The sequence below is a fragment of the Candidatus Margulisiibacteriota bacterium genome, from assembly GCA_041650855.1.
Lineage (GTDB): Bacteria > Margulisbacteria > WOR-1 > O2-12-FULL-45-9 > XYB2-FULL-48-7 > JALOPZ01.
Genome location: JBAZKJ010000002.1, coordinates 1 through 21214, shown reverse-complemented (window position 1 = coordinate 21214; position 21214 = coordinate 1). Strand labels below are relative to the sequence as shown.

The following is a 21214-nucleotide window of genomic DNA, read 5'->3' as shown; positions in this document are numbered from 1 at the left end:
GCAAAAGCCGCTCCGTTTACCGGCGCCGCATGATCAGGCCGCCGCCACCGATTGCCAGCGCCCCGGCTCCGCCGCTGTCATCCTGGGCGTAGAACGCCCGGATCGGATAAGGAATACCGCTTAAAACCCTGTGCCAATCTGTCGGGACATCCAAGCTGCCGTTGCAATAATAGATCGAACCGTTTTCCGAGCCGAGCGCGGCATCGCCCCCGCCGACTCCGGTGACGATCACGGCCGCGCCCAGGGTTTCGGTCCCGTCACCGATCTGGAAGGCGCTGGTAGTCCAGGCGCCGGCGGTGTAATACCTGACCCGCCCGCCGGTGCCGGCGATCAGGACATCGGGATTGCCGCCGTTAAAAGCAAAGAGCCCGCGCCAGTAAGTATCTACTTCGCCGCTCAAAGCGCTAAAACTGTTCCCAAAATCGGTCGTATAATAGAGCTTACCGTCGTCGGGGATAACGAACTGGCCGTCGGTAAAAGCAATGTTGCGCAGGGCAGTCGCTCCGGCAATGTTCTGAATAAGCGGGTTCGTGATCGGCGCCGAAGCGAAAGCGAAAGCGTCGCTTTCAAACGTGCCGGTTACCCAGACGCCGCTCTTCGCATCAGAGAACGCTATGCCAAAGGGAGTGCTCCCGCGATTCTCCAAGCTGACCGAGAGCAGGTTGATCCCCGCCTCCGGGGTCGGGCAGCCGCCGTAAGGATAATTGCTCCAGCTCGCCAGGTTGGTCGGATCGTTACAAATGTAAACGATCCCCTGACCGCCGGCGTCGGTCCCGCAAAGGTACATCTTACCGGTCGCGTCGGAGCTGACGATACTGTTGAACGTCTCTGTCCCGGTCTTGATCACTTCCCAGCTCATAGGATAGAGGGCAAGATGCGCGGCCGTATCGCCGAGACTAAAGCTCTCGCTCGATGTAAGCCAGTCTGGTCTGCGGGCCGACAAATTGTAACTCCCGGCCGACAAACCGGTGATCTCATAGGTGCCGGTCGCCGCGTCGGCGGTAACGACGCCGTTGACCGCTCCGGTGTAAACGATCTCCACTCCGCCCCGGATCCCGTCGTTGGTGCCGGCGAATTTAATCTTGCCGGCGATAATAGCCAGGACCGTGGTGGTGGTCGTCGTCGTGGTCGTCGTGACCGTGGTCGTGGGCGCCCCGGTCGTCGTTACGACGGTCGTGGTGGTCACGACAGTCGTCGTAGTGGTGACGCGCGGATCGGTCGCCGAACCCTGGCCGCAGCCGCTTTGGGAAATGACCAGAAGACAAGCAACAAGGACCAAACTGATCAATGGCAGTTTATTCATTAGAATGCCCTCCTGGCGACCAGCGTTATACCCGAAGCGGAGCTAAAACCGGCCTGGACCCCGAACGCGCCGAATTCCTTGTTCAGGAAGACGCCAAGGCCGATCCTGGCCCCTTTGTCGATGACCGCCGGCATCAGCGGCAGGTTTTGTACGTAAGCGGAATAATTGCAGATATCGAGGCCGATCCCGCCCGCAACCTGGCCAAAGTTCTTAACGACCGAGCCTGACCCGTATATTAATGTATAAGAGTTCCCTAACCCCGCTCCGAGGCCGAACTGGAGCTGCAGGTCGCCGGACAGCGGCCGGACAAAGGCGGCGCCAATGACCCCCGCTCCGCCGCGCGTTCCCGCTTCAGCGATGATCGACCCTGCTTTAACCTTGGGGAGAGGGGCTTGAACCGGCGTGGCGATGACGCGCGGTCCGGCTTCCGCCGTCGGCACGGCGCCGACTACCCGCGCCGCGTGAGCAAACCCAGCCGTCAAGATAACCGCCAACCCGATCAATATCGCCTTTTTCATTTTTTCGCTCCTTTTAATAAGAGTTCCAGTCCAGCAAGCCTCTGTTCAACAGCGCCTGGACGTAGCCGGTCTGATAAAGCAACTCGACCGTCTCCGCCCGGGTCAGGGCCCGGTTCGGCTCGAACCGTTTCCCTGCCAGATATTTTAGCATACCTTCCTTCTTAGCCGCAGAGATAAATTCGGCCGCCCAGTGATCGTAGCCGACGTCGGAGAACTCGTCGGCATACGCCCACTCTTTCACTTTCGCGAACCGGACGATCATCGCCACCCCTTCGGCGCGCGTGATCTTGCCGTTCGGTTTGAATAAATTGCCGGGATATCCTTTAACGATCCCCGCCGCCGCCGCTTGCGCAATATAGCCGGCGGCCCAATGCGCCGTTTTGACATCCTTAAAATCGGTCTCCAGACCGGATTCCGGACTGCTGTAACCCGTTTTCATCAGGAGGGTGGCCATTTCGGCCCGGGTAATGTTCCCTTCCGGCCGGAACGTCCCGTCGGGATAACCGGTGATGATGTTCGACATCGCGAGCAGCGATGTCGGCACGGCGACCCAGTAGTCGCGGGCAACGTCAGGGAAGTTCTTCAGGCGCAGGACCCGGACCGCTTCGGCGGTCAGCGGGCTGACCCCGCTCCGCCCCTCGACGACCAGTTTATTCTTCCCTTCGGCCAGCTCGGCGATCGCGTCGAACGTCCCCTCCAGCGTGATCCGGACCTTTTGGCCGTTGAGCGCCAGGGTGTTGATCCGGTTGTCGAAGATGTCGCCGGTCAGCCGGGTGGACTGATCAAAGGTGATCGTCTTATCCTTGGGGAGGTTAACTCTCATTTTCAGCAACGGCGCCGCCCGCTCCGGCAAGGTCGGCCCGTAGGTCAACGAGAAAAAGCTGTTATCAATACCGGGTAAGCCGGGGAATTGGTGGAACGCGTAGTCGAAACGGAACCCGCCGTACATCAGACCGACGCCGTAGGCCAGGCCGCTCTCCGTCACGTAGCTCCCGCCGCCGTCGGTCGAAACGTCCTGGTCGAGACCGGCCCGGACGGCGATCATCGGGATCGGCTGCCATTCGGCGCCGACATGGTAGAGGAGCGGATACCCGCTCTTCAGGTCGGCGTCGAGCAGCAGGTCGACCCGCTGCTGGCCGTATTTGAGCAGCGCGTTCTTGTCGCCGATCAGCGTCAGCGCGGAACCGAGACCGAACGTGGCCGGATAACTTTCACTGTAACCGGAGGCGTAATTCAAGCGGCCTCCCATGCTGTACGGCAAGACGTTGTGGCCGACGGCGCCGACGCTCAGGTACGGCAGCGGCCTCATTTTCAAGCCGAGATCGAGCTCGGTGCCGGTGCCGACCCCGTCGATAATGCTGTCGCCCGACAGGGAAGTGTTGAACAGTTTGAGCGAGGAACCGAGTTCGATGTTCCAAAACTTCTTCGCCCAGGTAAAGAAGAAAACGTTGTTAAAATAATCGATCGCCGGCTGGCTGCCGTCAACGACATAGATCGGGTCCGCCTCCGTCCCTTCCAGGACCTTGGTGACCGGAACGCCGCCGGTCGACGAGCCGACGAACGAAGCGCCAAGCACCCCGTATTCGGTCGGATACGCGCCGGAAAAGAGGAGATAATTGTAATCTTCCATGAACTTGCCCGACATCGAGGTCCCCTGCCACTGCTTCAGCTCGGCCAGGCCGGCCGGGTTGGAGAAGACGGCGGTAGAATCGTCCGCCAGGCCGATAAAGGTCCGGCCGAGGCCGATCGCCCGGCCGCCGATCGCCAGTTTGGAGGGATCGAGCGCCGTTTGCGCGCAAACAACGGTGCCGCTAAGCAGGCAGGCCAGCAGGAGGGCGGCTATTCTCTTCATGGCGTCCTCCTGGCGTTGACGATCCTGATCTTTTTACTGATGATCTTACCGCCGTTCAACTGCCGGATAAAACCGGTAAAGACGCCGCGCGGCTGGTCGCCGATATTGATCTGGATCGTGTTCCCTTTCCCCGTTTCCAGCGTGACCGGCAGGCGGAGCGTCGGACCAAGCCCCGGCGAGGCGAGAACGAACTCGGCCGGGCCGCTGTAGGCGGGATCGTATAATTCGTACTGGATGGTGCGGACCGGGTTATCGGAGACCGACGGATAAACGACCGCGTTCTTGACCGGTTTGTCTTCCACGGCCGGCGACGGCGGGGTCGGCGTATTGACGGTCAGGGTGAACGTTTCGCTCGTCATTTCGCCGGCGGCGTAGCAGCGGACAATGCAGGTATAAGCCCCGACTTCCAGCGAGGCGCTGAACTGCCGGGCTTCCAGGGAAGCCAGTGCGCCGTTAACGGCCAGGGTCCCCGCGGCGTAAGCATCCACGGTCGCGCCGATCGTTACTTCGCCGCTGACCGAGCCGCCGCTTAAGGGGGTCGGTGCCAGCGCCTCGAAAAAGAGCGTCGGTCCCTGGCCGCTCCAGTTGCGCTGGTCGATCGTCAGCGTCCCGTCGAGCGGCGAGCGGGCGATCCCGTCGAACTTGATGTTCTGCAAAATTAACCGCGCCGGGGCGATCGGCCAGGCGGCGGCGGCAGAAACGCCGCCGTCCGGATTGGCAACCGTGACGCCGACATTGCCGGCGGCGTTCGCTTCGACGGTGACCAGCGCTTCAAGCTTTTGGGCGCTGATCAACCTGACCGGTCCGCTACTCGCTTCCACGGTGGAGAAAGCGACGGCCGGCGCCAGGTCGGACGAACCAAGCAAACCGAGGAAATGGGTCCCTTCGATCGTCATGATCAGCGTCTGGGCTTCCGTGGAAGAGACCAGCCGGGCCGGACTAAGCGCAGTGACAGCCGGCTCGATCACATATTTATATAACGTACCGCCGGACGCGCCGCTGCCGGCGATCCAGATCGAAGATTCATTGGTCCCGTTGACCGCCAGGAGATCGGTGCCGGCGCTGAACCCGCCGATCCGGCTCCAGCCGGCGCCGGCGCTCGTGCCGTTGGTAGTCCGGTAAACCTCGCCAGACGAGCCGACCGCCCAACCGTTGTCGGGATCGGTAAAGTGGATCCCCTTGATGTCGGTCGTTGCCGGGATCCCGCTGGAGCGGGAATTCCAGGCCCCGTCGTAATAAAACACCGCCCCGCCGTCGCCGGCCGCCCAGACCGAATTGACCGCGAACATCTGGACGTCGTTAAAATAACCGGTCCCGCCGGTAAAAGCCGAAACGATCCAATTGGCGCCGCCGTCGCCCGAACCGTAGACCACTTTGGCGCTGCCGTCGGCCAGGCCGCCGACCGCCACCAGGATATTCGGGCTCACGTAAGCGATCTGGCGAAAATGGCAATTGCCGGCCACACCGGCCGCCGATTGGGTCCAGGTGTCGGTCGCCGCGGTATAAGTGTAGAGGGAATTGCTGCCGCCGGGATTGTCGCCGGCCGCCCAGCCGTTCCCGTTCGGGAGGAAATAACAGTTGCGCAGCGTCACCAGCGTGCCGCAATCGGCCTTCTGCTCAAAAGCGAAAGTGCCGGTCGCCTGGTTAAAGGTGATCTTGGCCGTCTTGGAATTGGCGCCGACCATGAAACCTTCGATCGTGCCGTAAAAATTAACGCCGCGCCAATCGTTGGTCAAGAAGCGGGCAAAGTTCCAACCGGCGCCGTAATTGGAGGTGCCGGCGACCAGGCCGCCGGCGCCGACCGCCAGCGCGCCCTGCCCGGTGACCAGCGGGGCCGCATTAACGAGCGCTTCGCTCGTCGCCGCCTGGTTCGACCAGGAAGCGGCGAACGCTCCGCCGGCCAGCACGATCAATAAAAGCAAGTTCACCGATCCTTTTATTAAAGTATTCATTTTTCTCCTTTCAGAAAATCGAGCAGCGGCTCAATCTTGGCCCTGGCCGGCTTGGTCCGGGCGACGATGCCGGCCGCTTCCGCGCGGGTCAGCGCCTTTTTCGGTTGGAATTTCTGGTCGCGCAGATAATCGAGGGTCCCCTCTTTTTGCAGCGCGAAGATCGCCTCAACCGCCCAGTGCCGCCCCGGGATATCGGGGAACGGCGCCGCGGTCACGGTCACCGGCAGGAGCCGGTCGTATTTCGCCACGATCGTCGCCCCCTCGGCCCGGGAGATCGTCTTGTTCGGTTTGAAGGTCCCGTTGGGATAACCGGTCACGACCCCCTGCACCGCCGCCGCCTTGACGAACGGCGCCGACCAGCTGTCGGCCGCCACGTCTTTGAACGGCGGTTTGGCCGGCTGTTCGGGCGCTGTCTCTTGCAAAGTGTAAAGCAGCTTGGTCAGCTCCGCGCGGGTCACCGGTTTCTCCGGCTGGAAGGTCCCGTCGGGATATCCGCCGAGGATCTCGAGCAGGGCAAGAAAGCCGATCGCTTCGCGCGCCCAGAGGTCGGGCGGCACGTCGCGGAAATCGCGCAAACGGACGATCCGCGCCTCCGCGGTAGCCAGCGGCCGCTCGCGATTGTCATACGCCGCCAGCGGAATGGCATTCTTCCCCGGATCGGCCGCCAGCGTAACGGTAAATTTATTGTCTGCGGAGATCGGGATCTCCGCCCCCAGCACGGTCAGCCGGGCTACCGCCGGGTCGACCGCGCCTTCGAGCGTCACGATCTCCGTAAAAGTAATCGCCTGGTAGCCACCCAGGGCAATGTACTCCTTGCGCACGACGATCGGCTTGATCTCCGGCCGGTAAGCGATCGAAAAATAATGGGAGGTGAGGCTCGGATCGTTGGCGTAAGTGTGATAAGCGTAATCGAAACAAAAGCCGGAGAGGTTCAGGCCGAGACCGAAAGCGAGGTTATTGATCGTTTCGTTCACGCCCTCGCCCTGGTCCAGACCGCCCCGCAGGGTCAGGAGCGGAACCGGCGTCCATTCCACGCCGGCGTGGGCCAGGCCGGACGGCGACGCGGCGGTCAGCGCCTTTTCGTAATCAAGGGCGAAGAGCAGTTCCTGCGGGCTCTCGACCTGCGCTTCGCGTCCCAGCAGTTTATAAGCCAGCCCGATCCGGGAAACGGTCGGAAATCCCTCTTCCACCCCGTCGCTCCATTTCAACCGGCCGCCGGCGGTGGCAGGCAGGAAATTTTGCTGCGTAAAACCGAGCTTAAGTTGCGGCAGGTAACGGTAGATCACGCCGAGGTCGGATTCCAGGCCGGTCGCCGTCAGGTCGCCGAGCCCGGGCCGCGTCAGCGACGAATTGAAGAGTTTGAAGTTGACGCCGGCCGACAGGTCCTTGACCAGGAAGTTATCGCCGGTGCCGTAAGAAACCACCATCGCCAGGCGGCTGACGCCGCTCGTGGCGCCGGTCGTCGGCGCGTAGGTCAGCGAATTGGAAGCAAGCCCCAATCCGACCCCGCCGCCGGCCAGCGGCAGCGCCAGATCGAGCGCCAGGACATCATAAGAATCCAGGTGCTTGGCGGTCAGCGTGTTCAGCTCAAAGTTTTTGATCTGGCCGAGGCCGGCCGGATTGGTGAAGACCGCGGCCGGGTCGTCGGCCAGGGCGCAGAACGCCCGGCCCAGGCCGAGCTGCCTGGCGCTGCCGCCGATCTTGGTGATATCATCGGCGTCGGCCGCCAGGGCCGCGCCGCCCAGCAGCCACAGACCAAGCGCGATCGCCAACGCCTTGAAACTTCCCGTCATCTGCTCTCCTCGTTAATAAACGGTCACGAAATTCTTGAAATATTTATTGTCGAGCCGGTTGATAACCGTGACCACGCCGCGCCGCAGCTTGCTGGCCGGCAGCACGACTTCCAGATCGCGTTCGGCGCTCGAGCCTTCGGCGGCCGCGTAAGAAGCCAGCACGTTCCCTTCGCTGTCGACCACTTTAATGTCGACCGTCGTGTAAACCGCCTTTTCCCGGATCCGCTTGCTCCCCGCGTCCCAGTACGGCACGGTCGTCAGCAAGCCGGAGCCCGACCCGGTGGTCGTGGTCGTCGTGGTGGTGGTCGTGGTGGTCGTCGAAGACGCCAGGTAAGAGAAAAACAGCCCGTTCAGGCTTGAGGTCGTACTCTGGTCACCCAGGGAGCCGAGCAGGACCTGCGCCTGGATCCAGGATTCTTCGCTGGCGGTGATCGAGCCGGCATAGCTTTTCGCCGCCAGGCCGGTCTCGCTGCTCGCCGTCCGGAAACCGATCAAGTACGCTCCGGTCGTTTCCGCCGTAGCGCCGGTCCAGAAAGAGGGGGCGGCGGGACGTTCTACCGCGGCCGACTCATACGTGCCGATGGCCGAATAGCGGTCGGTCATCTTTTGCAGACGGATCCGGCCGGCATCGTCAAGCCAGGCGACCAGGAAGCGGTTGGTCGACGCCGCGTCGATGTTCCCGCTCTCCCAGGTCTCGCCCGGATAGAGGAGCTTGGCGTTTATATTGTCCAGGAGCGAACTGCCGTTCGGCCCGTAGAGCGCCCGGCCGCTGGTATCGATCTCCTGGCATTTAACGGTCAACAATAAGCCGGCCGGATCGAGCGTCAGCGTTCTGATCCCGACCAGGAAAGTGTTGCCCGCGCCGTCTGCGGTCACATCGATCGGGTAAAAGGTCGATGCCGAGCCGAGCAGCGCGCCGGAACTGTCGTAAAGCCGCCAATAACCGGTCTGCAAAGTCACGTCGGTCGGATCGCCGTAACAGACCGCGATCCCGCCGGCACCGGCCGCCACCCTGGTAAATGGGGTATAGGCCGCCGTCCACGTCTGAACCGGATTGGCGCCGAACGCCTCCCAGGTCCCGCTGCCGCCGGAATCATAGAACCTTTTCAGGAACAGGTTCGCCCCGGCGGGCGGCCCGCCGAACGTTTCCACGTAAGCGACGTAGAGCGAACCGTTGTAAGCGGCCATGCCGATCATGTCGATATTCTTAGTGGCCAGATCGTTGCCGACCGGTAAACCGCTATCGCCCCAGCGCCGGGCGGAAAGGCCGCTGCATTTCTGGACGTAATAATTGGTGTGGCCGGTCACCGGATCGGTCATCCGGACCAGGACGTACGCGTTGCCGAGATCATCGCAGGTCAATTGCGGGTCGAAACCGCCCCCTTCGGGCGTGACCAGCTGCAGTTTAGCGGCGCCGGCGCCGAACAACCGGGTACCGGTCGAATCGAATTTCTGGACCAGCACTTCGGGGGTAGTAGTTGAGTTCAAGTAATCTTCCCAGGCGATCCAGGTCTCGCCGGCTATCGAGCTCCCCAGGCTGTGATGGCGCATCGGTTCGGTCGAATCGGTCGGCGAGACCGGCCCCGACCAGGTTTGGGTCGACCAGATCGGCGTCACGTAGATCTTCGGCTTGACCCCGAAGGCCTGGGAAAGGACCGCCCCCTCGCCGCCGTCGGGCGCCAGGCGGAGCGATTCAAAATTGGCGACGCTGGCGGCGGCGGAGAATTCCCGCGGGTCGCCGGACGCGCCGAAGATCTGGGTTTTCAGCTTGGCGTCGGTATCCGGGTTGCCGTCGATCCAGGCCAGGATCGTCCGCTCGCCCTGGGTCGTTTTAACGACCTGGGGAAGGCGGTAAGCCAGGCGCCCCGCTTCCGCGGAAACGCCGGCGCCGGCCGTGCCGCCCCATTGGCGGACGCCGTAAAGCCTTTGCAGGATGACCGCGCCCGATTCGAAAGTCGTCTGGTTGAAAACGGAACCGGCCGCCAGCGTCACCGCGACGGTCGCGGCGCCGGCCGGCGCGACCAAACCGAAGATCACCAGCAGAACCGCTGCCAATTTTAATCTTGACACTACGAACACCCCTTTTTTATTCGATTATCGCGATCTTGACCTTGGCCAACACGCGATTTTCAAAGCGCGCTAAAATGCTGCCCGCGTAGACCCCCGCCCCGGCCTGCCGGCCGTCCTGGGCGACGGTATCCCAAACGACCTTGTTCGTGCCGGCCGAGCCGCCCTCGCTCAGCTTCGCGCAGTTGATCTTTTTGACGATCTTCCCTTCGACGCTGTAGATGTAGATGTCGATGTCGGCGTCGCCGGAGAGGGTATATTGGATCGTGACTTTCTTATCCGCGTCGCGCAGGCGGACCGGCGCCGGGAAGGTAAGCGGCGCGCCGATGACGCGGAGCGGCCCGCCGGCCACTTCCACCGACGCCAGTTCGGTGACGGACGCAGCGGCGCCGAGCGCCCCACTGCTCCGGGCGGCAAAGGCGAAAACGTGTTCGCCGGACGCGAGCTTCTCCGCTTCCGACACGGTGTATTGCAGGGTGAACGATTTGAGCGCGCTGCCCGCTGCCGCGGTCTTGAGCGTCATGTGCGAATCGTTGAGCGCCAGCACCCGGGCGGCGGTCGAACCGGGGTCGACGACGATCGAATAATCGGCAACGCTGCCGGACAGGCCGTACGGCGTTTCGATGGTGACGTCCGCCCGGATCTCCGGCTGGTCGGAAATGACGAATTTGCCGCCGGCGGCCAGGATCGCCGGCTGGTAAAGCCGCCGCCCGAACCAGATCTGCAGTTTAGGCGCCGGCTCGTTGAGCGCTCCCGGCGGAATGATCCCGCCGCCCGCCTTGATCTCCATCTCCGGCAGAAGGTCGTAACCGGAACCGGTCACGGTAAACTCGACCGGCCCGCCCCCCTGCCCGTCCACCTGCGCCGTAGCGGCGAAATGCTTCTGGCCGACGGCCAAGAAGGTCTGATTGAGCCCGAAGCCGTTGATAACGTAATTGCCGCTCCCGTCGATGAGGCCAAGCGTGTATTGCGGCTCGGTCCCCTGAAGCGCGGCCGCGTCCCTATAAAAGTAGACGGTCGTGTCGACTCCCGGCCGGACCCCTTTGACGAAACCGGAGAGGAAATAGACCGGCATGTAGCGGTTATAGGCCGACGCGCCGGCGACCGCCAATAGTAAAATTATTCCGATCAGGAGCCGTCGTTTCATTTAACCTCCAGGTTCTCCACCCGGTTCTTGAGATAGACCTGATAGCCGATCCCCGGGACCAGTGCGAAGTCGTCGCCGCTCACTTTTTCGCCGGCGGCGCTGTAGGCGACGCCGTAGCCGGCGCCGCTCTTGTTCCAGCCGTAGATGCCGATCACTTCGCCCCGCTTGCCGTTGATGAGGGCGGCCAGGTCGCTCGCCCGTTTGCCGCGCCAGCTGGTCGGCACGGCGATCGTGTTGACGATCAGCTTGTCAGCCTGGTACGGCTCCAGCGTGTAAACGAACGGTTCGCTGCTGCCGGCGCTGACGCCGAGCGTTTCGTAGTCGACGACCGCCCCGTCGGTGCTGCCGAACCAGTTGGTGGCGACCGGTTTGAACTTATATTTGCCGGACGGGGTATTTTGCAGGGTCACGGACGAGCCGCTCCGCGTCTCCGCGGAACCGCTCGGGTACGTGATGACGACCGAGAAGCCGGTCGTTTCCCGTTTATATCCGTCGCTGCCGGTTTCGTTATAATTGACCGGTATGCCGAGCTGGAGGTTCATATTGCTGCCGCTCCGCTGCAGCGATTCGCTGATCGTGCCGATCGTCGGGACGTTCGGTTTATCGGCTTTATAGGTCGCCCGCAGGTCCGTTAAGTTATTGGGGGTCGGCGGGATGTTCCGGGGCGTGGCGGAATAGCTGAACTTGCCGTAGAACGAACCGGCGGTCCGCGGCGTCCCTTTCCAGGTCCGGGCGCCGACCGAGCCGCCGTTCAGGTTCATATCCTCGAACTGGTAATAAAGCGTGGTGCCGCCGTCTTTGACCTCGGTCAGATTTAAAGTCAGCGATCCGGCGGCAGACCGCGGGTCGGACGGCGTGGAGGAAAAGAACTCGAGATTCGTTCCCTGTGTTGGGTTCGCTCCATTGGCGCCGTCCTTATCCCTGATCGCTCCGGGGTGGACGCGGAGAATGATGCCGGCCTCGGCGGTGACCGCCAAGACTACCAGCGCGGCCAGGAGCAGCGTGATCTTTACCCCCCATTTATTAATGTTCATCTTCATGTTCACAATTCCTCCTTATGGATAGATCAAGGTCCAGTCGAAAGCGCTTCCCGAATAGTAGAACTTGCTTTCGGCCGGCTTCAAGGCGGTCTGGGCCGCGTCGCCCCAGGCCCCGCCGCTATATGTCGTCAGGGTGAACTGCTGTCCCGCCCGGTCCCAGGTCAGCAGCAGGTCGCCGGTCGTTAAGGCGGTCAAGCCCGCTTGGGCGGTCGTCCGCTGCCGCGGGTACGGGAAGGCGATCAGGTTGTAGCCGGTGATGACCGGCCGCGTGTTGGTCGTCGCCAGCTTGCCGAACCGGCCGGTCAGGGAGACGCTCTTGGCGCCGGCCGCCGCGTCGGTATAAAGGATAAAGCCTTCGGCCAGTTTCAAGCTATGGTCGCCGGTCCAATCGCCGGACGAGAAAGTCGCCAGTTCGTACTGGCTGCCGTTCCACCAAAGGAGCATGGAGCCGGCGACGTTGACCTGGTCGGCCACCAGCGCTTTGAGCGAGACGCCGTCTTCCTGGAACGGCAGGGAGGTAAAGACGAAACCGCCAGCAGCATTGGTTGTAACCTCGACTTTGCCGACGGTGATCGAGTTGTTCTGTTCGTTTAGCAGGTCGGTCCCGGTAACCAGCGGGTTCGGCACGACCCGGTAGTAATGGTTATTGCCATCCTTGCCGGCGCCGGTCAGAGTCAGACTGGTCTGCGAGTTCGGGAGCGGCGCCGCCGCCGTCAGGTCAACGGTAAAGGCAGCCGCGCTCGGCTGATATTCGCTCCCGGCCCCGCTCTCCGCGTAGACCTTGACCCCGGCGGGAAGCGGTTTGCTTGGATCGTAGCCCCAGGTCAGGACCAGATCGTTCCCTTCGCGGCGGATATTCGTCTCCCTGATCCAGCCGCTGTCGGCGACTTCGGGCCCCGTCTGGGTCGTGGTAGTCGTGCCGGTCGTTGTCGTGGTGGTAGTCGCCGGCCCGCTCGTAGTGGCCGTGGTAGTTGTGGTGGAGGTCGTGGTCGTCAGCCCGGGCGGGATCAAGGTATAGATGCCGCCGAGGCCGAGACCGTTGGAATAACCGATGACCGGTTCGCCTTTGATGTCGATAATGGCCGTCTCCACCGTCCCGCCGGAAGAGATGAAAGGATCGGCGGCAAATGCCATCGACGCGGCAATTAAAACCGCAACAATAATAATAATCGACTTTACTCTGGATATCGGCATTAGTTATTCACTTTTTTTCGCCTGTCATCCCAAATCACGTCTTAACTTACTCAAGCGTCATTTATGATCTTTAATTGCTGGTATCAACCACGAGAAAGGAAACCGCCGCATGAGCCGGGACCTTTACGCTGAATTCACCCCAATCAATTCCCTGCACGACCGGCATCGGTATAGAGTTTTCATCCCCTTGCATCGAAACGGACATCGTGATAAGGACGATCGAAGTAGGCGTAACGCACGAATTCTTTACCTTTACCCATTGAGTGCTGGACAGAGTATTCCTAATTTTCCCGACAGTCCCCTCCATCGCTACTTCTCCGGTAAAGCCGGAACCTATCCCTTGCCCCGTGCTCCCTTCCAATTTAATGCGTCCCTGCCCAACTGCCAGGGCAACGCTTGGTGTATTGGAGGAATTTTTATAAGTATTTTCGGCATACACTCCATAGCTTAAATGCGTCCCTTTCCCCATTACCCCGGACCACTGCCCATCTCTTCTCGCTCCAAGCCATCCGGTGGCCTTAACCCCACCCACCGAATCTTTCCCAAGCCCTTTGACGGCTGCGGTATCAGCCGTATTGTTAGGCGCACTTTCCGCCAAAATCCCATTTGCTGTTCCGCTGGCTCTGACGCCGTTGCTGCTCGGGCCAAAGACCGCGCTGCTCGCCGTAATACCGCGGGATACTTCCACCTCACCATTCACCTTCAAACCCTTACCGCCGCTAAACAAACCGGAATAACCAGTCGGAGATTCTGCGGTTGCGCTTAAACCAGTCGAGTAACCCTTGGCATCCAATCCTATGATACCTTCCCCCCTAACCCCGATCGCGGACCCCACCCCATGAACCCCTATGCCAACCGGAATTAACACCAACATCCTGTCGTTTTTAAAATATCCCGCGGCACCGGCGCTATTAGTCACAGCACGGATATTTCCATTAACGTCCAAGCCTGCCGACGGATTGCTTGTACCAATTCCCACCTTGCCTCCGGCTAATTGCAAAATTAGCGCTCCACTTTGTCCGCCAGCGCCAATGTAACCGCTGGCTACCTGGTCAGCGCCCTGGAGGGTCATTCTACCCCCCTCTCCCGCTACATCTAATCCCCCTTCAGCTTCAACAGTCAGTTTCCCGGTAATCTTATCCCCCGTTTTTTTGACAAAGTTAGAAACGTTGGCAGAGGTGTTTTGGATCGTACCGTCAGAAAACTTTAAGCCGCCGGACTTGATCTCCACCGTCCCGGCCACGGTGACCTTACTGTTCCCCGCATCGACCGATCCGATAACCATCTTTGAGGCGGACGCGCTCTGAACGTATAAAACATTAGAGTAGCCGGTAGCGTCAACATAGGCGGCGCCGAATTGGTCCCCGCCAACGAGCCGCAGGGTACCGCCCTCACCCGCAACATTTAACTGTTTGCCTTCAACGGTCAAATCGCCGGTCATCTTATCGCCGGTCTTTTTGACAAAAATCCCCGCCCCGGTACCTGCGGCAGTCGTTTGGACCGTGCCATCAGCGAACCGATACCCGCCGGCCGTGATCTCGATCGTCCCGGCAACGCTCAACCGTTCCGCCGGATTGGCCGAACCAATACCGACTTTGCCGGAAAAATAATTCTTTGGCGCCTGTGAATAGACGCCATGATTGCCGCTGCTTTCAAATTTCCCGGCGATGCCCGAACCGCTGTTAAAGTACCCGCCGGTCCCGCTCGTGGCCAGGAATTCGCCGCCGCCGCCCGTACCGTCATTTTGCCCGCGGATCGCCGGACTTGTGCCCGAAGCGCCGCCGGAAACACCTACCCCGTTCTTGCTATAACCCATAACCCCGGTACCTTCCCCCGTGCCGCGCATTCCGACCGTACCACCACCGCCATAAACAGCGATGTATGTCCCCTTGCTTACCACTCCATATAAACCGGGGCTCTCAACCGTCAATGTCCCGGTCATCCGGTCGCCCGCTTTTTTGACAAAAGATCCGTCACCCCCGACTGAACCGCCGATAATGCTTAAAGTTTCCCGGGTGGCCAGGGAAATGATCTCCCGGCTGCTCGCTCCGCCCAGGTAGCTGGCGTTCTCCGCCACAAAGGCATAAGGAACGGAATTTAAGCTTTGGGTGATCTCGTTCCGTCCGCCCGAATGGTCGATCGTGATCCTGACTTGGGTACTGCTAAAATTTTTGATGTTGTTGACCGGCACGGAAAAATTGAAGATGCCGGTCGTCCGGTCGTAATTGACCGATTCCCCCTCAAGCCCGGTTTGAAAACCGATAAAATCGACAAAGATATCGTCGATATCACTCGGCGGAGTGCCGGCGGCGGTCAAGATCCTCCCTTGGACGTTCATTCTGGCCGGCACCGCCGCAGCGGCCCAACCGGCCAGCACCGCCAGCGCGAACACGACAACAACGAATACAGCAAATCCCTTTTTCATTTTATGCCTCCTAATTGAGAATGAACTAGATGATCCGGATAACGTTACCGATCTTTTTAACAACTGAGAGCCGCTCGATCTTTTTCAATGCAGCCTTCAGGTTGGCTTCTTTCACCTGGTGGACCAGGACGACGATCGTCGCCGTGTTCCCTTTGGTCTCTTTCTGCGTTACCGCCGCAATGCTGACCTTTTGGTCGGCGAACGCCCGGGAAATACCGGCTAAAACGCCGTGCCGGTCGGGCGCTTGCAGCCTGATGTAATACCGGCTTTCGATCTGGTCGATCTGGCGCAGGGGATAGGTCCTAAGGGCTGAGGACTGAGGAGCCAGAGGCGAGTCGTCGATCGATAAAATATCATTAATTACTGCCGAAGAGGTTGGATCGCCGCCGGCGCCGGGACCGTAGAACATCAGCTCGCCGACCGGGAAGCCTTTTACATATATAGCGTTGTTATTGGCCGAAACATTGGCCAGCGGATGGGCCTTGGCGACCAGCGCCGGGTGAACGCGGACGTCGAGCTCCCCTTCGATCCGCCGGGCGACAGCCAGCAGTTTGATGACGTAACCGATATCGCCGGCATAAGTGATATCTTCGGCCGCGATCTTTTCGATCCCCTCGCGGTAAACAGCGGCCCATTTGACCTTGGCGCCGAAAGCGACCGAGGCCAGGATGGCCGCCTTGTAAGAAGCGTCGTAGCCTTCCACGTCCGCTTTAGGGTTAGCTTCGGCATAACCGAGCTTTTGGGCATCTTTTAACGCAACCGCGAATTCTTTCCCGGCCGCGGTCATGCTGGAGAGGATATAGTTCGTCGTCCCGTTGACGATGCCGTAGACCTCTTCGATGATGTTGCCCGAAAGCTCGTCCCTGAGCGTATTGAGGATCGGGATACCGCCGCCGACCGCCCCTTCGAACAGGAGAGAAACGCCCGCTTTGTCGGCGGCAGCCAGCAGTTCTTCCAGATGCAGGGCGATCAACTGCTTGTTGGAGGTGACGACATGTTTGCCGGCTTTAAGCGCCGCCAGGACCAGCTGTTTGGCCGGGTTGACGCCGCCGATCGTTTCGACGATCACGTCGATCGCCGGATCGTTGATCAGGGTCTGCGGGTTGCGGGTCATAACGCAGGCGGACTCGACATTGCGCAGGTCACACCCCATCTTCACCTGGACCCCGGGAACACGGGCCAGGTTGCGGACGACCGCGGAACCGACGGTCCCGAGGCCGAGCACGCCGACTTTAATCGAAGAGCGAGGTGATCGACTTGTTTTCATAGTTCCTCCGAATTGCCTGGGCAAGCAGGTCCGCCGCCGAGAGGATCTTGAGCCCCTTGAACTGCTTTTCTTTGGGGATCGGGACCGAATCGGTGACCACGACCTCGGCAAAGCCGGCCTTGCTCATCCGCTCGACCGCCGGGCCGGAGAAGATGCCGTGCGTGGCGACCACGTAGATCTCGGGATTGCAGCCGTTCGCCTTGAGCGCCTTCACCCCGTTGGTGATGGTGCCGGCGGTATCGATCATGTCGTCGGTAATAATGACGGTCTTCCCTTTAACGTCGCCGACGACGTGGGTGACCTCCGACTGGTGGTGCTCGGCCCGGACTTTATGCAAGATGGCCAGCTTGGCGCCGACCCGGTCGGCCAATTTCTTGGCGACCTTGGCGCGGCCGGTATCCGGCGCAACCACGACCATTTCCTTCATCTTCTTTTCATCGATGTAGTTCGCCAGGATCGGCAGGGCGGTCAAGGTGTCCACCGGGATGTTAAAAAAGCCCTGGATCTGGTCGGAGTGGAGGTCCATGGCAACGACCCGGTCCGCCCCCGCTTTTTCGATCAAGTTAGCTACCAGCCGGGCCGAGATCGGCTCGCGCGAAGCGGCTTTGCGGTCCTGCCGGGCGTAACCGAAGTGCGGGATAACGGCGGTGACCGACCTGGCCGACGCCCGTTTCATCGCGTCGATAATGATGAACAGTTCCATCAGGTCGTCGTTGACCCGGTCGGTGCAGGTCTGGACGATAACGCAGGAGGCGCCGCGGATATTCTCGTTGATCCGGGCGTAGATCTCGCCGCCGGAAAAGCGGGAGATCTTGATCTCTCCCGGCTTGATCCCCAACTGCTTGATGATCTTATCTCCCAGCTCCGGATGTGACGTACCGTGAAAGACCCGCAATTCGGAATTTACCATGTTATCCCCTTCCCTTTTTATGGACCTGGCGAGAATTTCTTGACTTTACCAATGCTGCTGCCGTTGTCCAGAACATAGACGTTGCCGGCGCTGTCGACCGCCGCGTCATACAGGAATCCCTCAAAATCGCTGGCGCCGGCCGCCCTGGTCCCGATCTCGGTCAGGAAGCTGCCGGACGAAGAGAATTTATCGACCCGGTAATACATGTAGCTGCCGACCACGAAAACATTGCCGGCGGCGTCGACCCCCAGGCCGGGGTCGGCCGCGGGGGTGGTCCTGCCTTCCAAGCTGGCCTGGTAGGTGCCGTCCGTGGTGTATTTATAGGTTTTTATCGACGGGACAGAGACAAAGACCTGGTTGGCGGCCGTGACCGCGATATCGTACGGCCCGAGCGCGCCGAGGACCGGGTCGGTCAGCGCCCATTTCCGGGAGAACGAGCCGGAATCGGAAAAGACCTGGACCCTTTTGTTGTTCAAGTCGGCCACAAAGACCTCACCGGACGGGCTAACGGCCACCCCGGTCGGCCGCCAGAGATTCCCTTCCTGTGTCCCGTAACGGCCCCACTGGCCAAGATAGGAGCCGGAAGTGTTAAAATACTGGATCCGGTTGTTCCCGTCGTCGGCAATGTAAACTTCACCGGACAGACCGAACGCGATGCCGGCGGGCGCCGAGAACTGGCTTTCTCCCGTCCCGCTCACCCCCCACTTGGTCAGGAAATTGCCGCTGGAGTCGAACTTCTGGACCCGGTTGAGCCCCGAGTCGGTAACGTAAATGTTGCCGCCGGCGTCGATCGCGATCCCCTTGGGGGTGGAGAACTGGCCATTGCCGGTGCCGGATGCGCCCCAGCTGGCGACCAGGGTATATTTGCTGATGACGATCGTCGTCGTAGTGGTCGAAGAGCCGGGCGTGGTGGTCGTGGGAGTATCGCTGACCGAAGCGCAGCCGAGAATATCAAGGATAAGAGGGAGACACAACAGGGCAACAAGTACAACCAGGGCCAGGAAGCCGAGCTTTCTGTTCATACGGGGCTATTATAACATATCAATTGGCGATTTCTTTCGATCAGTTTTTGCAGACGCGCCTGTTTTACTTCGTCCGGCACCTGGCCCGGCATTTTGGCCGCCGCGGTCACCGGCCGGGGCGAATAAGCGAACATGTTAACGGCCTTAAAGCGGGCCTGCTCCAGCCGCCTCAAGGTGTTCTCGAATTGCCCCTCTGTCTCGCCCGGAAAACCGACCATCAGGTCGGAAGTGATCCGGGCAGCCGGCATCAGCTCGCGGATCTTTTTGAGCCGGCCGAGGTAATAATCGACCGTGTAGCCGCGATTCATCGCCTTAAGTATTGCGTCATCCCCCGATTGGAGCGGGAGGTGGAACTCCTTGGCGACGTAGGGGAGCCGGGCGACGGTCTCGATCAACTCGTCGCTAAGATCTTTGGGGTGAGAGGTCATGAACCTAATTAAAAATTTAGAGTTTAAAGTTGATAATTGTTGTATTGCCATTAATAGATTGGACAATCCGAACCGATACGAATTGACGTTTTGGCCCAATAGCGTGATATCGGCAACGCCCTGCTCTATCAGCCCCTTGATCTCGGCGAGGACTTCGTCCAGCGGCCGGCTGGTTTCACGCCCGCGGACGTAAGGAACGACGCAGTATGAACAATAGTTGTCGCAGCCATTCATTATGGAGACAAAACTCGAAGCACGAAATCCGAAATCCGAAGCAACTTCAAAATTCGAAATTCGAATTTTCTCTCTTTGCTTCGTATTTCGAGATTCGGATTTCGTATTTAGAGCCAAGAAATGCTGCAGCGTCTCCGGCGAATTTGGTGGAACGAACAGATCAACGTGCGGGAACTGCTTTTTGACGTCGCGATCGGGCTCGGTGACCAGGCAGCCGCACAGGCCGATCTTTAAATTGGGATTCTGTTTTTTCGCCCCTTTAAGCGACTGCGTGAACCAGGCGGCCCGGTCCTCCGCGTTCTGCCGGACCACGCAAGTCATGACCAGGATAAAATCAGCGTCGGCCTCGTCCGCCGCCGGTCGATACCCCGCCCCCTCGAAAACGCCGGCCAATTTGGCGGCGTCATGGACATTGGCCTGACACCCGTAGGTCTTGATGAAGTAGCGGTTCACTTACCAATTATACCCGATAAAAGAGCGTTCGCGACACATGGTCTTTGCCCTCTGGATGTCGCCCTTTACGGGACAGCAAGATCGTCCTTCTTTATAACGAAGCGCCAACCATTCTATCTATTTTTTCCATGTCGATCTCATCCTGTCCGGGATTCAGGTAATTCCAGAGACCCTGGCCGAAAAACGCGGCCGCGCTGAGATACATGACATCCTTATATGATTGGGTGGCATTCGTGGCCAGCGATGTTAACAGTAAATAGCCAAGTCCGGTGGCCATCAGCATCATGCCGGAATTCAGCCTGTTCACCCGGCTCCGGGCGGCGTTATATTTCAAGATCGAATAAGCCACCTCCTCCGCCTCTAGCCCGGTCAAGTCCAGGTCGCGGAGAGTATCTTTCTGGACCACCGGGTCGCCGGAGGTAAGGTAAATGATGGCGCCGGTCGTCAACAGGGTAAAACCCTGGGTAAGGTTCCCCAGCTTCGCGTCGCCGCTCATGCCGCCGCTATTGTTCCAGATGACCCCCAGAAGCGCCAGGCCGGGCCCCACGTTCGCCCAGAGCCGGTTATTCTGGAAGGCTGCCGACTGATGGGTGACCCTTTGCGTACAGGGCGGATCGAGGGCCATCAGCTTTTTCTTATCGAATGCCCGGGCAAACAGCACCGAATGGCTGCCCAACAAGACGACCAGGACGCAGGCCAAGAACTGCTTCATGATCCGATCAGAAATAATATCCGACCTGGAACTGCAGCCGGCCGGACTTGGCCGCGTCGATGCCGACCTCCAGGAATAACGGCGCAACATCGAGCAGGCGTTCAAAGATCAGGGAAATGTAGGGACCGGCCGCGGTATTATTGCCCAGATATCCGACCAGGCCGCCGCTGATGAACATCGGCGATCCGCCGCGCAGGTTGCTCAGGAACCATTTGCCGCCGACAAAGACGATCCCCGGGGTATTGGAGGTATTGGCTTCAAAACCGAACCGTAACGCGGTGTTGCTGTTAAGGCTGTTCTCCGCCATTAGCCCCAGCGCCAGACCATCCCTGATCCCACCAATGACGGCAGGTTGATAAGCCAGGCATTCCGAGCTAAACAAAATGACCAATAGAGCAACGGCAATAAACATGGATTTTCTCATTTTCGTTCCCCCCTTAAAACATAAATAAAAAGAAACGGGGACCAACCCGTTTTTAAAGTATCCAAGTTCTCTTTAAAAAGAATTAGGTCCCCGCTCTTATTACAGACCGATCGGCTGGCTAACGGACAGAGACAAGCCCTTCGACGTAACGGTCTTCGACCGGACCACGGAATAACCGAGTTCGAAACCGGTTTTCCCGAGCCCTAAGCCTAAATCAGCTTTGATGCCCAAAGCGGCATCGCCGCCGATATTGCCCGAGGTCGTGCTATTGCCGTAAACGACGTAGTTCAAGCCTCCGGCCAGGTAAGAATCCAGACCAGCCAGCGGCAGCGCGATGATCCCACCCGCGCGAACCGGGATAGCCTTTAAGCCTCCACCTCCGTAGAAACCACCCAGACCAACGGTGTAGTTGATGCTCTTAGCACCCAGACCAACCATTGAGCCGAGGCCCACGAAGTCATCCAACACCAAGC

General features: G+C 60.0%; 17 protein-coding genes. All 17 read right to left on the bottom strand.

Features of this window, described 5'->3' with window-relative positions:
- Window positions 1-16: 16 nt before the first annotated feature.
- Window positions 17-1288: a hypothetical protein gene (locus WC529_04650; protein MFA5113568.1), complete on the bottom strand. Its 1272-nt coding sequence runs from the start codon at window positions 1286-1288 to the stop codon at window positions 17-19.
- Window positions 1289-1302: 14 nt separating this feature from the next.
- On the bottom strand, window positions 1303-1821 hold the full coding sequence (locus WC529_04645) for a hypothetical protein (protein ID MFA5113567.1): 519 nt from the start codon (window positions 1819-1821) through the stop codon (window positions 1303-1305).
- Between the two features lie 13 nt (window positions 1822-1834).
- Entirely contained in the window at window positions 1835-3673 is a 1839-nt protein-coding gene (locus tag WC529_04640) for an S-layer homology domain-containing protein (GenBank protein MFA5113566.1), read from the bottom strand.
- Window positions 3670-5601, bottom strand: a complete 1932-nt coding sequence (locus WC529_04635) for a hypothetical protein (GenBank protein MFA5113565.1) — start codon at window positions 5599-5601, stop codon at window positions 3670-3672. The genes WC529_04640 and WC529_04635 overlap by 4 nt, the downstream gene beginning before the upstream one ends.
- Window positions 5602-5621: 20 nt before the next feature.
- Complete coding sequence (locus WC529_04630; GenBank protein MFA5113564.1) at window positions 5622-7418, bottom strand: S-layer homology domain-containing protein; 1797 nt, start codon at window positions 7416-7418, stop codon at window positions 5622-5624.
- 12 nt (window positions 7419-7430) lie between these two features.
- Window positions 7431-9488 (bottom strand): hypothetical protein, encoded by a 2058-nt coding sequence (locus tag WC529_04625; GenBank protein ID MFA5113563.1) that lies wholly within the window; start codon window positions 9486-9488, stop codon window positions 7431-7433.
- A 16-nt stretch (window positions 9489-9504) separates the two neighbouring features.
- Window positions 9505-10632 carry a FlgD immunoglobulin-like domain containing protein gene (locus tag WC529_04620; protein MFA5113562.1) on the bottom strand — a complete coding sequence of 376 codons (1128 nt, stop codon included), beginning with the start codon at window positions 10630-10632 and terminating at the stop codon, window positions 9505-9507.
- Window positions 10629-11672 carry a hypothetical protein gene (locus WC529_04615; GenBank protein ID MFA5113561.1) on the bottom strand — a complete coding sequence of 348 codons (1044 nt, stop codon included), beginning with the start codon at window positions 11670-11672 and terminating at the stop codon, window positions 10629-10631. Before WC529_04615 ends, WC529_04620 begins: the two co-directional genes overlap by 4 nt.
- Before the next feature lie 15 nt (window positions 11673-11687).
- A complete protein-coding gene (locus tag WC529_04610) occupies window positions 11688-12806 on the bottom strand; it encodes a hypothetical protein (protein ID MFA5113560.1) in 1119 nt (372 codons plus the stop codon).
- Between the two features lie 130 nt (window positions 12807-12936).
- Complete coding sequence (locus WC529_04605) at window positions 12937-15291, bottom strand: hypothetical protein (protein MFA5113559.1); 2355 nt, start codon at window positions 15289-15291, stop codon at window positions 12937-12939.
- 25 nt (window positions 15292-15316) lie between these two features.
- The gene (locus tag WC529_04600; GenBank protein ID MFA5113558.1) at window positions 15317-16516 is read right to left on the bottom strand and encodes a homoserine dehydrogenase; all 1200 of its coding nucleotides are present in this window, start codon (window positions 16514-16516) and stop codon (window positions 15317-15319) included.
- A gap of 7 nt (window positions 16517-16523) precedes the next feature.
- Window positions 16524-17468, bottom strand: a complete 945-nt coding sequence (locus WC529_04595) for a ribose-phosphate pyrophosphokinase (protein ID MFA5113557.1) — start codon at window positions 17466-17468, stop codon at window positions 16524-16526.
- Window positions 17469-17485: 17 nt separating this feature from the next.
- On the bottom strand, window positions 17486-18490 hold the full coding sequence (locus WC529_04590) for a hypothetical protein (GenBank protein MFA5113556.1): 1005 nt from the start codon (window positions 18488-18490) through the stop codon (window positions 17486-17488).
- Window positions 18487-19605, bottom strand: coding sequence for a tRNA (N6-isopentenyl adenosine(37)-C2)-methylthiotransferase MiaB (gene miaB / locus WC529_04585; GenBank protein ID MFA5113555.1), 1119 nt, complete (start codon window positions 19603-19605; stop codon window positions 18487-18489). Before miaB ends, WC529_04590 begins: the two co-directional genes overlap by 4 nt.
- A gap of 91 nt (window positions 19606-19696) precedes the next feature.
- Window positions 19697-20317, bottom strand: a complete 621-nt coding sequence (locus WC529_04580) for a hypothetical protein (GenBank protein MFA5113554.1) — start codon at window positions 20315-20317, stop codon at window positions 19697-19699.
- Window positions 20318-20324: 7 nt separating this feature from the next.
- The gene (locus tag WC529_04575; GenBank protein ID MFA5113553.1) at window positions 20325-20729 is read right to left on the bottom strand and encodes a hypothetical protein; all 405 of its coding nucleotides are present in this window, start codon (window positions 20727-20729) and stop codon (window positions 20325-20327) included.
- A gap of 111 nt (window positions 20730-20840) precedes the next feature.
- A partial coding sequence (locus WC529_04570; protein MFA5113552.1) for a hypothetical protein occupies window positions 20841-21214 on the bottom strand: 374 nt, incomplete at its 5' end.

Excerpts from the sequence above, each read along its gene's own strand:
- WC529_04645 (MFA5113567.1), bottom strand. The coding sequence starts at position 1,821 with ATGAAAAAGGCGATATTGATCGGGTTGGCGGTTATCTTGACGGCTGGG.
- WC529_04640 (MFA5113566.1), bottom strand. The coding sequence starts at position 3,673 with ATGAAGAGAATAGCCGCCCTCCTGCTGGCCTGCCTGCTTAGCGGCACC.
- WC529_04630 (MFA5113564.1), bottom strand. The coding sequence starts at position 7,418 with ATGACGGGAAGTTTCAAGGCGTTGGCGATCGCGCTTGGTCTGTGGCTG.
- WC529_04620 (MFA5113562.1), bottom strand. The coding sequence starts at position 10,632 with ATGAAACGACGGCTCCTGATCGGAATAATTTTACTATTGGCGGTCGCC.
- WC529_04615 (MFA5113561.1), bottom strand. The coding sequence starts at position 11,672 with ATGAAGATGAACATTAATAAATGGGGGGTAAAGATCACGCTGCTCCTG.
- WC529_04610 (MFA5113560.1), bottom strand. The coding sequence starts at position 12,806 with ATGGCATTTGCCGCCGATCCTTTCATCTCTTCCGGCGGGACGGTGGAG.
- WC529_04605 (MFA5113559.1), bottom strand. The coding sequence starts at position 15,291 with ATGAAAAAGGGATTTGCTGTATTCGTTGTTGTCGTGTTCGCGCTGGCG.
- WC529_04595 (MFA5113557.1), bottom strand. The coding sequence starts at position 17,468 with ATGGTAAATTCCGAATTGCGGGTCTTTCACGGTACGTCACATCCGGAG.
- WC529_04590 (MFA5113556.1), bottom strand. The coding sequence starts at position 18,490 with ATGAACAGAAAGCTCGGCTTCCTGGCCCTGGTTGTACTTGTTGCCCTG.
- WC529_04580 (MFA5113554.1), bottom strand. The coding sequence starts at position 20,317 with ATGAAGCAGTTCTTGGCCTGCGTCCTGGTCGTCTTGTTGGGCAGCCAT.
- WC529_04575 (MFA5113553.1), bottom strand. The coding sequence starts at position 20,729 with ATGTTTATTGCCGTTGCTCTATTGGTCATTTTGTTTAGCTCGGAATGC.